The sequence below is a fragment of the Bacillus sanguinis genome, from assembly GCF_018332475.1.
GTDB lineage: Bacteria > Bacillota > Bacilli > Bacillales > Bacillaceae_G > Bacillus_A > Bacillus_A sanguinis.
This window is the reverse complement of the sequence record NZ_BOQB01000020.1, coordinates 1-14,837: the sequence shown is the minus strand read 5'-3', so window position 1 is coordinate 14,837 and position 14,837 is coordinate 1. Positions and strand designations below refer to the sequence as shown.

The 14,837-nt window shown below is 37.2% G+C and carries 16 protein-coding genes, 1 tRNA gene, 1 rRNA gene, 1 other RNA gene and 1 other annotated feature; of the genes, 15 read left to right on the top strand and 4 right to left on the bottom strand.

Translation table 11 applies throughout. The features are described from left to right. A 5S ribosomal RNA gene (gene rrf / locus KI369_RS03365) occupies positions 1-109 on the top strand; the annotation flags it as partial. A 34-nt stretch (positions 110-143) separates the two neighbouring features. Here rrf and KI369_RS03360 read toward each other — a convergent pair. Then, positions 144-1,145, bottom strand: coding sequence for a YaaC family protein (locus KI369_RS03360; protein WP_212955041.1), 1,002 nt, complete (start codon positions 1,143-1,145; stop codon positions 144-146). A 115-nt stretch (positions 1,146-1,260) separates the two neighbouring features. Between KI369_RS03360 and guaB the strand changes: the two genes are divergently transcribed. The 7 genes from guaB to KI369_RS03325 all read left to right on the top strand — a co-directional run bounded on the left by guaB (position 1,261) and on the right by KI369_RS03325 (position 8,213). Continuing rightward, on the top strand, positions 1,261-2,724 hold the full coding sequence (gene guaB / locus KI369_RS03355) for an IMP dehydrogenase (protein ID WP_212955040.1): 1,464 nt from the start codon (positions 1,261-1,263) through the stop codon (positions 2,722-2,724). 113 nt (positions 2,725-2,837) lie between these two features. Then, positions 2,838-4,145 (top strand): D-alanyl-D-alanine carboxypeptidase family protein, encoded by a 1,308-nt coding sequence (locus KI369_RS03350; RefSeq protein WP_212955042.1) that lies wholly within the window; start codon positions 2,838-2,840, stop codon positions 4,143-4,145. A 161-nt stretch (positions 4,146-4,306) separates the two neighbouring features. Then, a complete protein-coding gene (pdxS, locus tag KI369_RS03345) occupies positions 4,307-5,194 on the top strand; it encodes a pyridoxal 5'-phosphate synthase lyase subunit PdxS (RefSeq protein ID WP_000186157.1) in 888 nt (295 codons plus the stop codon). An 18-nt stretch (positions 5,195-5,212) separates the two neighbouring features. Beyond that, a complete protein-coding gene (pdxT, locus tag KI369_RS03340) occupies positions 5,213-5,803 on the top strand; it encodes a pyridoxal 5'-phosphate synthase glutaminase subunit PdxT (RefSeq protein WP_000238772.1) in 591 nt (196 codons plus the stop codon). Between the two features lie 54 nt (positions 5,804-5,857). Further along, positions 5,858-6,079, top strand: a binding site (T-box leader). 51 nt (positions 6,080-6,130) lie between these two features. Beyond that, positions 6,131-7,405: a serine--tRNA ligase gene (gene serS, locus KI369_RS03335; RefSeq protein ID WP_212955039.1), complete on the top strand. Its 1,275-nt coding sequence runs from the start codon at positions 6,131-6,133 to the stop codon at positions 7,403-7,405. 156 nt (positions 7,406-7,561) lie between these two features. Next, positions 7,562-7,654 (top strand) — tRNA-Ser (locus KI369_RS03330). Positions 7,655-7,820: 166 nt separating this feature from the next. After that, positions 7,821-8,213: a sigma factor-like helix-turn-helix DNA-binding protein gene (locus tag KI369_RS03325; protein ID WP_212955038.1), complete on the top strand. Its 393-nt coding sequence runs from the start codon at positions 7,821-7,823 to the stop codon at positions 8,211-8,213. Positions 8,214-8,248: 35 nt separating this feature from the next. Here KI369_RS03325 and KI369_RS03320 read toward each other — a convergent pair whose 3' ends face one another. The 3 genes from KI369_RS03320 to KI369_RS03310 form a co-directional block, all read right to left on the bottom strand. Then, the gene (locus KI369_RS03320) at positions 8,249-8,917 is read right to left on the bottom strand and encodes a deoxynucleoside kinase (protein WP_098778593.1); all 669 of its coding nucleotides are present in this window, start codon (positions 8,915-8,917) and stop codon (positions 8,249-8,251) included. A 2-nt stretch (positions 8,918-8,919) separates the two neighbouring features. After that, entirely contained in the window at positions 8,920-9,555 is a 636-nt protein-coding gene (locus KI369_RS03315; RefSeq protein WP_212955037.1) for a deoxynucleoside kinase, read from the bottom strand. 125 nt (positions 9,556-9,680) lie between these two features. Beyond that, a complete protein-coding gene (locus KI369_RS03310) occupies positions 9,681-10,220 on the bottom strand; it encodes a cysteine hydrolase family protein (RefSeq protein ID WP_212955036.1) in 540 nt (179 codons plus the stop codon). 107 nt (positions 10,221-10,327) lie between these two features. Between KI369_RS03310 and tadA the strand changes: the two genes are divergently transcribed. The 7 genes from tadA to KI369_RS03275 all read left to right on the top strand — a co-directional run bounded on the left by tadA (position 10,328) and on the right by KI369_RS03275 (position 14,681). Beyond that, positions 10,328-10,828 carry a tRNA adenosine(34) deaminase TadA gene (gene tadA, locus KI369_RS03305; protein WP_212955035.1) on the top strand — a complete coding sequence of 167 codons (501 nt, stop codon included), beginning with the start codon at positions 10,328-10,330 and terminating at the stop codon, positions 10,826-10,828. A 79-nt stretch (positions 10,829-10,907) separates the two neighbouring features. Further along, positions 10,908-11,172: signal recognition particle sRNA large type (ffs, locus tag KI369_RS03300), an RNA gene on the top strand. Positions 11,173-11,304: 132 nt separating this feature from the next. Further along, a complete protein-coding gene (gene dnaX / locus KI369_RS03295; protein WP_144616422.1) occupies positions 11,305-12,993 on the top strand; it encodes a DNA polymerase III subunit gamma/tau in 1,689 nt (562 codons plus the stop codon). Positions 12,994-13,018: 25 nt separating this feature from the next. Further along, entirely contained in the window at positions 13,019-13,345 is a 327-nt protein-coding gene (locus KI369_RS03290) for a YbaB/EbfC family nucleoid-associated protein (RefSeq protein ID WP_170930109.1), read from the top strand. A gap of 14 nt (positions 13,346-13,359) precedes the next feature. Continuing rightward, entirely contained in the window at positions 13,360-13,956 is a 597-nt protein-coding gene (gene recR / locus KI369_RS03285) for a recombination protein RecR (RefSeq protein ID WP_000559169.1), read from the top strand. Between the two features lie 14 nt (positions 13,957-13,970). Further along, entirely contained in the window at positions 13,971-14,192 is a 222-nt protein-coding gene (locus tag KI369_RS03280) for a YaaL family protein (RefSeq protein WP_088233332.1), read from the top strand. Positions 14,193-14,411: 219 nt separating this feature from the next. Then, positions 14,412-14,681: a pro-sigmaK processing inhibitor BofA family protein gene (locus tag KI369_RS03275; protein WP_212955034.1), complete on the top strand. Its 270-nt coding sequence runs from the start codon at positions 14,412-14,414 to the stop codon at positions 14,679-14,681. The last annotated feature ends 156 nt before the right edge of the window (positions 14,682-14,837 follow it).

Sequence of the window (14,837 nt, the reverse complement as noted above, 5' to 3'; positions counted from 1 at the left end):
ATGATGGCAGAGAGGTCACACCCGTTCCCATACCGAACACGGAAGTTAAGCTCTCTAGCGCCGATGGTAGTTGGGACCTTGTCCCTGTGAGAGTAGGACGTCGCCAAGCAACTAAAAACACAAGTCTTTTGACTTGTGTTTTTTTATTTCCCATGAAATAGGCCTGGTTCTGTTAGTAAAAAAGATGAAATATAGTAAGGGATTTTTTGAGCAGAAATAGTAAGAAATTGATAAATAAATGGGTAATCTTCAGAGCCATAGCTCCCAAGTAAATCATACCACCAATCTGTTTCGTATCTAGAAATCATACTTAAATTGTAGAGCAATAAATAATGAACAAGAAGTTCAGGTAATACTGGTTTAGGATTTCTTGGGTCAGTTGTAATTGGTAAGTAATAAATATCAGCAAGATATTCGTAGTATAAGGGCGTACTATATATAGGGTTCCAAGACTGGATAGGAGCTGTAAAAAGCAAATTCGATCCGCTTGTTTTCCCGGAGACAGGTTGTATGGATAAATGCTTACAAGTTGATTCGATGTAACGTGAAAATCTTTCTGTAGTCATATGGAGTCGATCTAGTATGTTGACCGAAAAAGAAAGTTCATTTGTATTTGTTGAATCGATTTTATATAAAGTGGCCCCTCTTTGACTATAGCGAAATAAATTTTGTAATTCAGGAATATTACCCATTAAATCTAGCATGTTAAACTTTTCAGCTTCTAAGTGTTTCATGTGAAATAGCTGTTCTGCAACATGAGTAAATAATCCGTTTTTTTGTACCTTCACCTCATCTTCTAAAAATTGATACCCTTGTTTTTTTCGTTTACGAGTCGTAACGCCATGAGCTAAAACAGTAGTGGATTCTGGGTAATTAGGATCAATAGTTAGTAAGCAGGCTTTAAAAAGTTGGCTTATTCCATAAAACAATAACATGGGCTGAATCGAAAAGGGGGCTACCTTATATAATTCATAATAATTTTTTCCATGTTCTAAGTAATAAATAAAGGGATAACAATTTTCGAAACTTTTTTTTTCAGCATCTTGTATGGAGGATTTTTCATAACAACGGGCAAGATAACGTTGTACATTTTGAGATGAAAAGAAGAAACTTAATTGCTGCCAAGTACTATGTGTTTGATGCATATATTACGCTCCTTTTATTGTCTAAAAATTCTAACATATATATACGTCCTTGACAGTATTTTAACCAATTGATAAGCTACTAATAATAATTTCTGGTATCATGGGGGGAACAATTATGTGGGAATCTAAATTTGTTAAAGAAGGTTTGACTTTTGATGACGTATTACTTGTACCAGCAAAGTCAGATGTACTACCAAGAGAAGTAAGTGTTAAAACAGTTTTATCTGAAAGCTTACAGTTAAATATCCCGTTAATTAGTGCAGGAATGGATACAGTAACAGAAGCAGATATGGCTATTGCAATGGCTCGTCAAGGCGGTTTGGGAATTATTCATAAAAACATGTCTATCGAACAACAAGCCGAGCAAGTGGATAAGGTAAAACGTTCTGAAAGTGGCGTTATTTCAGATCCTTTCTTTTTAACTCCAGAACATCAAGTATATGATGCAGAGCATCTTATGGGAAAATACCGTATCTCAGGTGTACCGGTTGTAAATAATTTAGACGAGCGAAAATTAGTTGGTATTATTACAAACCGCGATATGCGTTTTATCCAAGACTACTCAATCAAGATTTCCGACGTAATGACAAAAGAAAAGCTAATTACAGCTCCAGTTGGTACAACGCTGGAAGAAGCTGAAAAGATCCTACAGAAGTATAAAATTGAAAAACTCCCTCTTGTTGATAACAACGGTGTATTACAAGGGCTTATTACAATAAAAGATATTGAAAAAGTAATTGAATTCCCAAATTCCGCGAAGGATAAGCAAGGGCGCTTATTAGTTGGGGCAGCGGTTGGTGTAACAGCTGATGCTATGACTCGTATCGACGCATTAGTAAAAGCTAGCGTAGATGCAATCGTACTTGATACAGCTCACGGACATTCTCAAGGTGTTATTGATAAAGTAAAAGAAGTTCGTGCAAAGTATCCATCACTAAATATTATCGCTGGAAATGTTGCTACTGCTGAAGCAACAAAGGCATTAATTGAAGCAGGTGCAAACGTAGTTAAAGTTGGTATTGGACCAGGTTCTATTTGTACAACACGCGTTGTAGCTGGCGTTGGTGTACCACAATTAACAGCGGTTTATGATTGTGCAACAGAAGCTCGTAAACACGGCATTCCAGTTATTGCTGACGGTGGTGTTAAGTATTCTGGAGACATGGTTAAAGCTTTAGCAGCAGGAGCACACGTTGTTATGTTAGGTAGTATGTTTGCTGGTGTTGCTGAAAGCCCTGGTGAAACTGAAATTTACCAAGGTCGTCAATTTAAAGTATATCGTGGTATGGGTTCTGTCGGAGCGATGGAAAAAGGAAGTAAAGACCGTTACTTCCAAGAAGGAAATAAAAAACTTGTTCCAGAAGGTATTGAAGGTCGAGTGCCATATAAAGGACCTTTAGCAGATACAGTTCATCAATTAGTTGGTGGATTACGTGCTGGTATGGGATATTGTGGAGCACAAGATTTAGAATTCCTACGTGAGAATGCACAATTCATTCGTATGTCAGGTGCTGGTTTACGTGAAAGCCACCCTCATCACGTACAAATTACAAAAGAGGCTCCAAACTACTCATTATAATGTCTCATATACAAATAGACGGAGATTTGATATCTCTGTCTATTTTTTTTTGATTATGTTAGAATAACGGTTATGTGAGTACATAGATATTGGGGGTAGCAAAAGTGAAAGGTATGTTTTGCAAAAGGTTCATTGCTGTAGTAACGATGCTTACACTAGCTTGTAGTGTGTTGTTACCATATAGCAATGCATCAGCAGAAACAGGAGCTGCTTTAAACATTGAAGCAGGTGCAGCAATTTTAGTTGAAGCGAATTCTGGGAAAATTTTATATCAAAAGAATGCAGATGAATTATTATCAATTGCTAGTATGACAAAGATGATGAGTGAATATTTAGTTCATGAAGCAGTGGATAAAGGAAAACTTAAGTGGGATCAAAAAATTAAGGTTTCTGAATATGCGTATAAAGTTTCACAAGATGCTTCATTATCAAATGTTGCATTAGAAAATGGTGGCACTTATACAGTAAAAGAGTTATATGAAGCAATGGCAATTTTCTCTGCAAATGGTGCAACAATTGCACTAGGAGAGGCAATTGCGGGTAAAGAAGTAGATTTCGTAAAAATGATGAATGATAAGGCGAAAGAACTAGGATTAAAAAATTATAAATTTGTTAATTCTACAGGTTTAACGAACAAAGATTTAAAAGGAATGCACCCTGCGGGTACAACACCGGATGAAGAAAATAAAATGTCTGCGAAGGATGTTGCAACTTTAGCACAGCATTTACTTAAAGATTATCCAAAAGTATTAGATACAGCAAAAATTCCTAATAAAGAATTCCGTCCAGAAAAAGAGAAATTTCAAATGTTGAACTGGAATTGGATGTTAAAAGGTTTATCTAGGGCATATGATGGTGTAGATGGCCTGAAAACAGGATCAACTCCTGAAGCAGGAGAATGTTTCACTGGTACGGTTGAAAGAAATGGAATGCGCTTTATTTCTGTAGTTATTAAAACAAATTCTCGTCAGGCACGTTTTGATGAGACAAAGAAACTATATGATTATGGATTTGCTAATTTTGAAATGAAGCAATTACATAAAAAAGGTTCTTCAGTAAAAGGACAAGAAACAGTACGAGTAGAAAATGCTAAAGATAAAGATGTAGCAGTTCAAACAAAGCAAGCTGTTTCACTTCCGGTGCCAAAAGGAAGTAAAGATGTTTATAAAACAGAATTAAAAGAAGCAAATAAGGGACAAGAGGCACCTATTAAAAAAGGAGCTTCACTTGGCCAAATGGAAATTAAACCAAAAGATGCGAATGACCCTGGATTTTTATCTGGTAAGTCATTACAAATAGATCTTGTAACAACATCTGCAGTAGAGGAAGCGAATTGGTTTACTCGCTCTATGCGTGGAATCGGTTCTTTCTTTAGTGGTATATGGAATAGTGCTGTTGATACAGTAAAAGGTTGGTTTTAAAAGCTCCTCATTGTAGGGGCTTTTTCTTATTCCTATTTTTCATACCGACTTTATGAAAAAGTAGTAGACAAGCATCTGATGGTTAGTGGTAGAATGTAAGAGTATTCTTAATTTTCGCCTTTAACGGGGAAAAGCAATTCACCTAGGGGGGTTTTAGTAACATGACAAATGTAACAGGGACAGAACGTGTAAAACGTGGAATGGCAGAAATGCAAAAAGGCGGCGTTATTATGGACGTAATTAACGCTGAACAAGCAAAAATTGCAGAAGAGGCAGGCGCAGTTGCCGTTATGGCACTAGAGCGTGTACCAGCAGATATTCGTGCAGCAGGTGGCGTTTCTCGTATGGCAGACCCAACAATCGTTGAGGAAGTTATGGGTGCGGTGTCAATTCCGGTTATGGCAAAATGCCGTATCGGTCACCTTGTAGAAGCACGTGTATTAGAATCATTAGGGGTAGACTATATCGATGAGAGTGAAGTGTTAACTCCTGCCGATGAAGTATACCATTTAAATAAACGTGATTACACAGTTCCGTTTGTATGTGGCTGCCGTGATATCGGAGAAGCTGCACGTCGTATTGCAGAAGGTGCATCTATGCTTCGTACAAAAGGTGAACCAGGAACAGGAAACATTGTAGAGGCAGTGCGTCATATGCGCCAAGTCAATGCAGAAATCCGTCAAGTTGCAAGTCTACGTGAAGATGAGTTAATGACATATGCAAAAAATACTGGTGCTCCTTATGAAGTACTACTTGAAATTAAACGCCTTGGTCGTTTGCCAGTTGTAAACTTCGCAGCAGGTGGTGTAGCAACACCAGCAGATGCAGCGTTAATGATGCAACTTGGTGCGGATGGTGTATTTGTTGGATCTGGTATCTTCAAATCAGAAAATCCAGAGAAATTTGCACGCGCAATCGTTGAAGCGACGACTCATTATGAGGATTATGAACTAATTGCAAGCCTTTCTAAAGGATTAGGTAATGCGATGAAAGGTATCGAAATTTCAACGTTATTACCAGAACAACGCATGCAAGAGCGTGGATGGTAATTGAAGGAGAACTTTAAAATGGTGAAAATCGGTGTACTAGGTCTTCAAGGTGCAGTTCGTGAGCATATAAAATCAGTTGAAGCAAGTGGTGCAGAAGCTGTTGTTGTAAAGCGTATAGAGCAACTTGAAGAGATTGATGGTCTTATTTTACCAGGCGGTGAAAGTACAACAATGCGCCGTCTTATTGATAAGTATGCTTTCATGGAACCACTTCGTACATTCGCGAAGTCTGGTAAACCAATGTTTGGTACATGTGCAGGTATGATTCTTCTTGCAAAAACACTTATTGGCTATGAAGAAGCACATATTGGTGCTATGGATATTACAGTAGAGCGCAATGCGTTCGGACGCCAAAAAGATAGCTTTGAAGCCGCACTTTCAATTAAAGGTGTAGGGGAAGAATTTATTGGTGTATTTATCCGTGCTCCGTATGTTGTAAATGTAGCTGATGATGTTGAAGTACTTTCCACACATGGTGATCGAATGGTAGCAGTAAAACAAAATCAGTTTTTAGCTGCTTCGTTCCATCCGGAATTAACGGATGATCATCGTGTGACAGCATACTTTGTAGAAATGGTAAAAGAAGCGAAAATGAAAAAAGTTGTTTAAGTAACTTGCAACTTGTATAAGATTATAGTAAATTGATGGTAACAATTTTATAAAATAAGCGTGTTGATAGGAAGTAGTAACAAATGCCGTTTCTTATAGAGAGTCGATGGTTGGTGGAAATCGATAGAAACAGTTTGTGAATCCATCCTGGAATGGAATGTGGAATATCTTTATGATTAGTAAACATTCCCGGTGAAGAGCCGTTATTTCTACTTGAGAGGAAGGCGGTAATGCTTTCAACTAGGGTGGCAACGCGGGTTAACTCCCGTCCCTTTATATAGGGACGGGAGTTTTTTGTGTTTTATAAAATAAAAGGAGGAGTATATAATGCTTGATATTAAATTTTTACGTACAAATTTTGAAGAAGTAAAAGCAAAATTACAGCATAGAGGCGAAGATTTAACTGATTTTGGTCGCTTTGAAGAGCTGGATACGAGAAGAAGAGAACTACTTGTTCAAACAGAGGAACTAAAAAGTAAACGTAACGAAGTTTCTCAACAAATCTCTGTATTGAAGCGCGAAAAGAAAGATGCAGAAGCTCTAATTCTAGAGATGCGTGAAGTTGGAGAAAAAGTAAAAGATCTTGATAATGAACTTCGTACAGTTGAAGAAGATTTAGAAAGATTAATGTTATCTATCCCCAATATCCCTCATGAATCTGCTCCAGTTGGTGAAACAGAGGATGATAATGTGGTAGCACGTACTTGGGGAGAAGTGAAAGAATTTGCTTTTGAACCAAAACCTCATTGGGATCTTGCTACAGATTTAGGGATTTTAGATTTTGAGCGTGCTGGGAAAGTAACAGGAAGCCGCTTCGTATTCTATAAAGGTGCTGGCGCAAGATTAGAGCGTGCTTTAATTAGCTTTATGCTGGATCTTCATACTGATGAGCACGGATATGAAGAAGTATTACCTCCATATATGGTAAACCGTGCAAGTATGACAGGGACAGGACAACTTCCGAAATTTGAAGAAGATGCATTCCGTATTGAAAGTGAAGATTACTTCTTAATTCCGACAGCTGAAGTACCTGTAACGAATATGCACCGTGATGAAATCTTAAATAAAGAGCAATTACCTATAAGATATGCTGCATTTAGCTCTTGTTTCCGTTCTGAAGCAGGTTCAGCTGGCCGTGATACACGTGGCTTAATTCGTCAGCATCAGTTCAATAAAGTAGAGCTTGTAAAGTTCGTAAAACCAGAAGATTCTTATGAAGAGTTAGAAAAACTAACAAATGATGCAGAACGCGTGTTACAATTATTAGAGTTGCCATATCGTGTTATGAGCATGTGCACAGGCGATTTAGGATTTACAGCAGCGAAGAAATACGATATCGAAGTATGGATTCCAAGCTATGGCACATATCGTGAAATTTCTTCTTGTAGTAATTTTGAAGCTTTCCAAGCGAGACGTGCAAATATCCGTTTCCGTCGTGAGTCAAACGGCAAACCAGAACATGTTCATACATTAAATGGATCTGGTCTTGCAATTGGACGTACGGTGGCAGCTATTTTAGAGAACTACCAACAAGAAGATGGTACAATTATAATTCCAGAAGTTCTTCGCCCTTATATGGGAGGAAAAACAGTTATTAAGTAAATTTATAAACATTCATCGGTATGAGTGATTGGTAATTATGAGCGTTGTCAGTACTATAATGTAGGAGAGGGAAAGTAAAATTTTCCTTTCCTCATAATTTATTTTAGTAGGGTTGACTAACTGTTTTTCTTTTGATATTATATTTGATGTCAATATGGAGGTATACCCAAGTCTGGCTGAAGGGATCGGTCTTGAAAACCGACAGGCGGCGAGAGTCGCGCGGGGGTTCGAATCCCTCTACCTCCTCCAGATATAATTGACAACAGCGCATATAAGTGGAGATTGGAGAACTCGTTACCAACACGTAACGAGTTTTTATTTTAAAACCAATCATAAAGTATGGTGTAAGGCGATTTTCTCCTTATTACACACTCATATTCCGATGATTATCTTCATAGATATGAAAGGAGTCAACATGGATCTTATTATACAAACGTTTCCTTTAGATGGAAAAACTTTATATTATGTACAATGTCCTGTCTGTAAGAACAATAGAATTTTAAACAGTGGTGCAAATGTTTCACGCATTATTAGCGATGATACATTCCGTAAACTTTGTGGTTGCACTTGTGATGTAAAGCAAACTGCAACAAAAGTAGAGGTACCAAAAAAAGTTGAAAAAGCAGCTGTAAAGAAAGAAGCAGCTCCAAAACGTACAGGTAAAGTATTAACAGCAATGATTAACGGAAAAGAAATGACTGTTAAAGAGATTGCTGAAACATATGATATTAGTACAAGTACTGTTCGTCAGCGTATTAACGCTGGAAAACCTGAGAGTGAAATTATTGCTCCAACAAAGAAGAAGTAATTTAATAGAAAAACCCGTGCGTATGCACGGGTTTTTTATTTTACAAGTTTACGTGTTTGTTTTAAAAAATGGCCAATTTTTTTAATGATTGGTTCAATGGAATCGCCATCTTTTAAAATATCGTATTCATTAATGTTTAATCGTAAAACAGGGCATGAATTAAAGTTATTAATCCAGTTGTCGTAACGTCCATGCATCTCTTTCCAATACTCAATTGGTGTTTGCTGTTCCATCGGACGTCCACGTTCTTGAATACGATCAACAATATCATCGAAAGAACCTTCTAAGTAAATTAGTAAATCTGGATGAGGGAAGTAAGGAGTCATGACCATAGCGTCAAATAAACCTTTGTATGTTTCATAATCAGTTTCTGTCATTGTCCCTTTTTCATGATGCATCTTTGCAAAAATGCCAGTGTCTTCATAGATAGAGCGATCTTGAACAAAGCCGCCACCGTATTCAAAAATTCTTTTTTGTTCTTTAAAGCGTTCTGCTAAAAAGTACACTTGCAAGTGGAAGCTCCAGCGTGTGAAGTCAGCATAGAACTTGTCCAAATACGGGTTAGAGTCTACCTTTTCAAATGATGTGCGATAGCCTAAAGCGTTAGCTAATGCAGTTGTCATAGTCGATTTACCGACACCTACTGTTCCAGCAATCGTGATTACTGCGTCATTTGGTATATCATATTTTTGCCTTAAATTCATTATTATTTCGACTCCTTTAAGAGAGTATTTTGAAGGGCAGATAGGATGACGTTTAAATCATCAGGATTTTTTACAAAATCCATATCGTCTCCGTTAAATTTCAATACTGGGATGTCTGGATGATCCTTTTTAAAAGTATCCATGGCAGTTTCATAATCTTTTGTGAGCTGTAGTAAGTAATTTGGATCCATATTTTTTTCGAATTCTCTTCCGCGCTTTGCGATTCGTGCTTGTAATGTTTCTAAGCTAGCCGTTAAATAAACGATTACGTTTGGTACAGGCATATCTTGTGTAAGGATACGATAGATTTGCATGTACTTATCGTATTGAGAATCTTTTAATGTACGGGATGCGAAAATTACATTTTTAAATATATGATAATCTGCTACTACTGGCTTCCTTTGATTCAAAAACTTTATGTTAATATCTTCTAATTGTTTGTATCTATTACAAAGAAAGAACATCTCTGTTTGAAAACTCCATTCGTCGATGTCTTCATAGAACTTTCCTAAAAAGGGGTTTTCATCAACAATCTCTTTTAGTAAGTGGAGTTGCATGTGAGTTGAAATTTCCTTCGCAAGTGAAGTTTTTCCAACACCAATTGGTCCTTCAACCGTGATAAATGGTACTCCGGTCACGCTGTTTCCTCCTTTCAATCAGTGATTTACCGTGACTACTAAAAACACAAAACAGAATTATTGTAGCACAAGAGGGAAGCGAGCGGGTTAATTTGATATAAAAAGTTAGAAAATAGATATATGTATTAATTAATTTTTATTTGAGATGACGGTATTGTATTTGCTTTTAATGTGGCTTTCATTATTTTTAAAGCATGCAAGTTATCCTGATCATGATTAGAGGCAATACAGTCCTGTGGTACATACAGTGTATAATTTCTCATATGAGCATCGTTAGCTGTAAAGAGGATACATATATTCCCTGCGACTCCTGTTAATATTAGATTTTCTATTTTTAAATGACCTAATAAAGAATTTAAAGGTGTTTCATAAAAAGCAGAGTAATGTGGTTTAATAAAAATGTAATCATCAGAATTTGGGGCAATCTTACGAATGATATTTTCACTGTACTCATTTGTACAATGAGTAATTAATTGATCAATATCAGATCTCCAAAGTTGATAATGGTCATTAACATAAATTATGGGATAGCCAAAGGATTTCATTGTTTTCTTTAATTGTAAAATAGGGTTTGTTATAATTTCGCATTTTTTGGCTAGGGTAGGCCCATGTGAAAATTGAAAGTCATTAATCATATCGATAATGAGTAAGGCAGTATTCTTCATATGTAATCCCCTCTCGTTTTTATTAGGGTGGATTGAATTTGTAAAAGTTATCCCACGTGTAGTAAATGGAAATTAGTGTACGTTATTTGTAAGGAAGGGACTATAGTATGGAACACGATCAAGATATTTATTTTATGCAGTTAGCAATAGAAGAGGCTAAAAAGGCAGAGGCAATACAGGAAGTACCGATTGGTGCAGTTATAGTGTTAGATGGTGAAGTAATTAGTGTTGCTCATAATTTAAGGGAAACTGAGCAAAGATCAATAGCTCACGCTGAGTTGTTAGCTATTGATGAGGCGTGCAAAAAATTAGGGACATGGCGTTTAGAAGATGCGACATTATATGTAACATTAGAGCCTTGTCCGATGTGTGCGGGTGGAATTGTTTTATCACGAGTGAAGCGAGTTGTATATGGTGCAAGTGATCCGAAAGGTGGATGTGCAGGGACATTGATGAATCTTTTAACGGATGAACGCTTTAATCATCAATGTGAAGTAGTGGCTGGTGTACTAGAGGGAGAATGTGGTACGTTGTTAACAAACTTTTTTAGAGAGCTTCGCAAAAAAAGAAAAGCGATCAAGAAATTAGAGAAAAGCAAAGAGAATTAACGTATTTGCATTTTATAAAAAAACAAGTTATACTGATAATGCCTTTAATCAAGGCAACCGAATATTGGTTTTAACTTTGCCGTGCTAAGCGGGGAGGTAGCGGTGCCCTATACTCGCAATCCGCTCTAGCGAGGCCGAATCCCTTCTCGAGGTTATGTTGCTGTAAGGTCTGCCTTAAGTAAGTGGTGTTGACGTTTGGGTCCTGCGCAACGGGACCCCGTGAACCTTGTCAGGTCCGGAAGGAAGCAGCAATAAGCGGGTCTTCTCGTGTGCCGCAGGAGTGCCTGAACCGAGCTAACTGCTTGAGTAACGCTTATGGTACGTAATCGACAGAAGGTGCACGGCAGTTATATATGTATACAAAACTCACCTTAATATTAAGGTGGGTTTTTTGTATAGAAAATAACTTTTGGAATCTATAAACAGAATGGGTTATAATAAATGAGATAATAACCTTTGAGGGAGGCCGTATTTTCGTGTCATACCAAGCGTTATACCGAACATGGAGACCGCAAAAGTTTGAAGATGTAGTTGGTCAAAAGCACGTGACAAAAACGTTGCAAAATGCCCTTCTTCAAGAGAAAGTTTCACATGCTTATTTATTTTCTGGACCGAGGGGGACAGGGAAAACGACAATTGCAAAAGTATTTGCAAAAGCAATCAACTGTGAACATGCTCCGGTAGCTGAACCTTGTAATGAATGTCCTTCTTGTTTGGGGATTACGCAAGGATCCATTTCAGATGTATTAGAAATTGATGCGGCTTCAAATAACGGTGTAGATGAAATTCGAGATATTAGAGATAAAGTAAAATATGCTCCAAGTGCTGTAGAATATAAAGTATACATTATTGATGAAGTTCACATGCTTTCTATGGGTGCCTTCAATGCGCTTTTAAAAACGTTAGAAGAGCCGCCAGGACATGTCATCTTTATTTTGGCGACAACAGAACCGCATAAGATACCGCCTACAATCATTTCGCGTTGCCAACGTTTTGAATTTCGAAAGATATCAGTAAATGATATTGTTGAGAGATTATCAACGGTTGTGACCAATGAAGGTACGCAAGTGGAAGATGAGGCGTTACAAATCGTTGCACGTGCCGCTGAAGGTGGTATGCGTGATGCGCTTAGTCTTATTGATCAGGCAATATCTTATAGTGATGAGACAGTTACGACAGAAGATGTATTAGCTGTAACAGGTTCCGTTTCTCAGCAATACTTAGGTAACTTAGTAGAATGTATACGTGAAAATGATGTATCAAGAGCATTACGTATCATAGATGAGATGATGGGTAAAGGGAAGGATCCAGTTCGCTTTATGGAGGATTTCATTTACTATTATCGCGATATGCTTTTATATCAAACTTCGCCACAATTGGAACATATGTTGGAACGAGTAATGGTAGATGAGCAATTCCGGATGTTAAGTGAAGAAATGCAACCGGAAGTAATCTATGAAATCATTCATACTCTTAGTAAGGGACAACAGGAAATGAAGTGGACAAATCATCCGCGGATTTTCTTAGAAGTTGTTATGGTACAACTGTGTCAACAGTTTATGATGCAAGCGAACGGTGCAGATCGTTTACAAGCAATTATGAACAGGATGCAGCAATTGGAGAAAGAGTTAGAACAAGTCAAAAAGAATGGTGTGCCGGCCGGTGTGCAGCAGGAAGTCAGAGAGACACGTGCAACACCAAAGCCGGTACGGACAGGGAGTATGAAGATTCCTGTCGGACGCGTAAATGAAGTATTAAAGCAAGCAAAGCGTCAAGATTTAGAGCAACTAAAAGCCGTGTGGGGTGAGTTGTTAGGAAGACTCAAAGCATACAACAAAGTAGCATTTGCTGTTTTATTAGAAAATAGCGAACCGGTAGCGGCTTCGGATGATACTTACGTTTTAGCGTTTCAATATGAAATTCACTGTAAAATGGCAAGTGAAAATCGAGAAGCTATGGATACAGTGGAACAAGCTTTATTTGAATTGCTAAGTAAAAGATTAAATATGATTGCCATTCCAAAAAGTGAATGGGGTAAAATCCGTGAAGATTTTTTACAGCGTGAAGGCGGAAGTTCTGAAGAAAGCCCAGAGAAAAAAGAAGACCCTCTTATAGAAGAGGCGGTAAAATTAGTAGGACAAGAACTTATCGAAATAAAAGAGTAATAATAATTAGGAGGAATTAATTATGATGCGTGGCGGAATGGGAAATATGAATAATATGATGAAACAAATGCAAAAGATGCAAAAAGATATGGCAAAAGCACAAGAAGAACTTGGCGAAAAAACAGTTGAAGGTACAGCTGGCGGTGGTATGATCACAGTTATTGCAAATGGTCATAAGCAAATTCTTGAAGTGAAAGTGAAAGAAGAAGTTGTAGATCCAGAAGATATCGAAATGTTACAAGACTTAGTGTTAGCTGCAACAAATGATGCGCTTAAAAAAGCTGATGAACTTTCAAATTCTACAATGGGTAAATTTACAAAAGGCTTGAACTTACCGGGTGGAATGTTCTAGGAGGATACTGATATATGCATTATCCAGAACCAATATCAAAACTAATTGATAGTTTTATGAAATTGCCAGGAATCGGACCGAAAACAGCGGTTCGCTTGGCATTTTTCGTATTAGATATGAAAGAAGATGATGTGTTAGGTTTTGCAAAAGCACTTGTGAATGCGAAGCGAGATTTAGCGTATTGTTCTGTATGCGGACATATTACTGACCGTGATCCTTGTTATATTTGTAATGATTCACATCGAGATCAATCGGTTGTTTGTGTTGTGCAGGAACCGAAAGATGTAATCGCAATGGAAAAAATGAAAGAATACCAAGGTGTATATCATGTGTTACGTGGTGCTATTTCTCCAATGGAGGGAATTGGACCAGAAGACATTAATATCCCGCAACTTTTAAAGCGACTGCACGATGAAACGGTACAAGAAGTAATATTAGCAACAAACCCTAATATTGAAGGGGAAGCTACAGCGATGTATATATCCCGCCTCTTAAAGCCGACAGGTATTAAAGTAACTCGTATTGCACACGGTCTGCCAGTTGGTGGAGATTTAGAATATGCAGATGAAGTGACACTGTCGAAAGCGTTAGAAGGTCGTAGAGAAGTATAAGAGGAGAAACAAAAATGTTCTTTCAAAAAAAGGGTAAATTACGCAAAGAGTATGATGATAAGCTAATTGTACTGTTAGAAAAAGTGAAGAATGAATGGTTACGTCAGAAGAAAATGGTTGAACAAAGTGTGGAACCATCTCAAGATGTACTTTGTTCTTTGAAAATAGCAGAAGCGAAATATTTCTTCTTGTTAAAGGAAGCAAAACGTCGTCCTGTAAAAATGGAACAATGGTAAAAGGTTCTGCTGAAAAAGCAGAACCTTTTATTTTATTCGTTAAACATTTGGTGGTTACTTCGTTTGGGAAGAACGAATAGTGGTTTGTATGAAGGAAGGGAGTGTTGTCAAATAAAGGTGAACAAGATAAAACGATTGGAGTTATATGATACATGTTCTTTTTTATCGTCTTGTCCCATACAAATGAGTGTGTATAGGTCATTCATAAGGAGGAAGAAAATGAATTCTACAATTGTTATTGTTGGTATTCTTACTCTAGTTTTTATTTTTCTTGTTTTTGGTGTATCTTCAAAGCCGTTACGTTTTATAGGAAAAGCGCTTTTTCATGTTACTTTGGGAATAGCATTACTCTTTATCGTAAATGTTGTAGGAACATATTTTGATTTTCATATTCCAATTAATTTGGGTACAGCTGCAATTACAAGTTTATTAGGCCTACCCGGTGTTGCTGCATTAGTGGTTATTAAGCTTTATATCATGCCAAGATAAAATTATTTTGGCATTTTTTTAAAAAGTGTTGACGAATAAATGATTAATATGGTAAATTAATAAGCGTCGTCAGGAACGAAAGAAAAAAGTTGTTGACAGATTCAATGAGAAATGTTAAATTATAAAAGTCGCTGAAACGCGATGTTGAACTTTGAA

Coding starts and splice junctions, on each gene's coding strand:
- KI369_RS03360 (WP_212955041.1), bottom strand. CDS start 1,145: ATGCATCAAACACATAGTACTTGGCAGCAATTAAGTTTCTTCTTTTCA.
- guaB (WP_212955040.1), top strand. CDS start 1,261: ATGTGGGAATCTAAATTTGTTAAAGAAGGTTTGACTTTTGATGACGTA.
- KI369_RS03350 (WP_212955042.1), top strand. CDS start 2,838: ATGTTTTGCAAAAGGTTCATTGCTGTAGTAACGATGCTTACACTAGCT.
- pdxS (WP_000186157.1), top strand. CDS start 4,307: ATGACAAATGTAACAGGGACAGAACGTGTAAAACGTGGAATGGCAGAA.
- pdxT (WP_000238772.1), top strand. CDS start 5,213: ATGGTGAAAATCGGTGTACTAGGTCTTCAAGGTGCAGTTCGTGAGCAT.
- serS (WP_212955039.1), top strand. CDS start 6,131: ATGCTTGATATTAAATTTTTACGTACAAATTTTGAAGAAGTAAAAGCA.
- KI369_RS03325 (WP_212955038.1), top strand. CDS start 7,821: ATGGATCTTATTATACAAACGTTTCCTTTAGATGGAAAAACTTTATAT.
- KI369_RS03320 (WP_098778593.1), bottom strand. CDS start 8,917: ATGAATTTAAGGCAAAAATATGATATACCAAATGACGCAGTAATCACG.
- KI369_RS03310 (WP_212955036.1), bottom strand. CDS start 10,220: ATGAAGAATACTGCCTTACTCATTATCGATATGATTAATGACTTTCAA.
- tadA (WP_212955035.1), top strand. CDS start 10,328: ATGGAACACGATCAAGATATTTATTTTATGCAGTTAGCAATAGAAGAG.
- KI369_RS03290 (WP_170930109.1), top strand. CDS start 13,019: ATGCGTGGCGGAATGGGAAATATGAATAATATGATGAAACAAATGCAA.
- recR (WP_000559169.1), top strand. CDS start 13,360: ATGCATTATCCAGAACCAATATCAAAACTAATTGATAGTTTTATGAAA.
- KI369_RS03280 (WP_088233332.1), top strand. CDS start 13,971: ATGTTCTTTCAAAAAAAGGGTAAATTACGCAAAGAGTATGATGATAAG.
- KI369_RS03275 (WP_212955034.1), top strand. CDS start 14,412: ATGAATTCTACAATTGTTATTGTTGGTATTCTTACTCTAGTTTTTATT.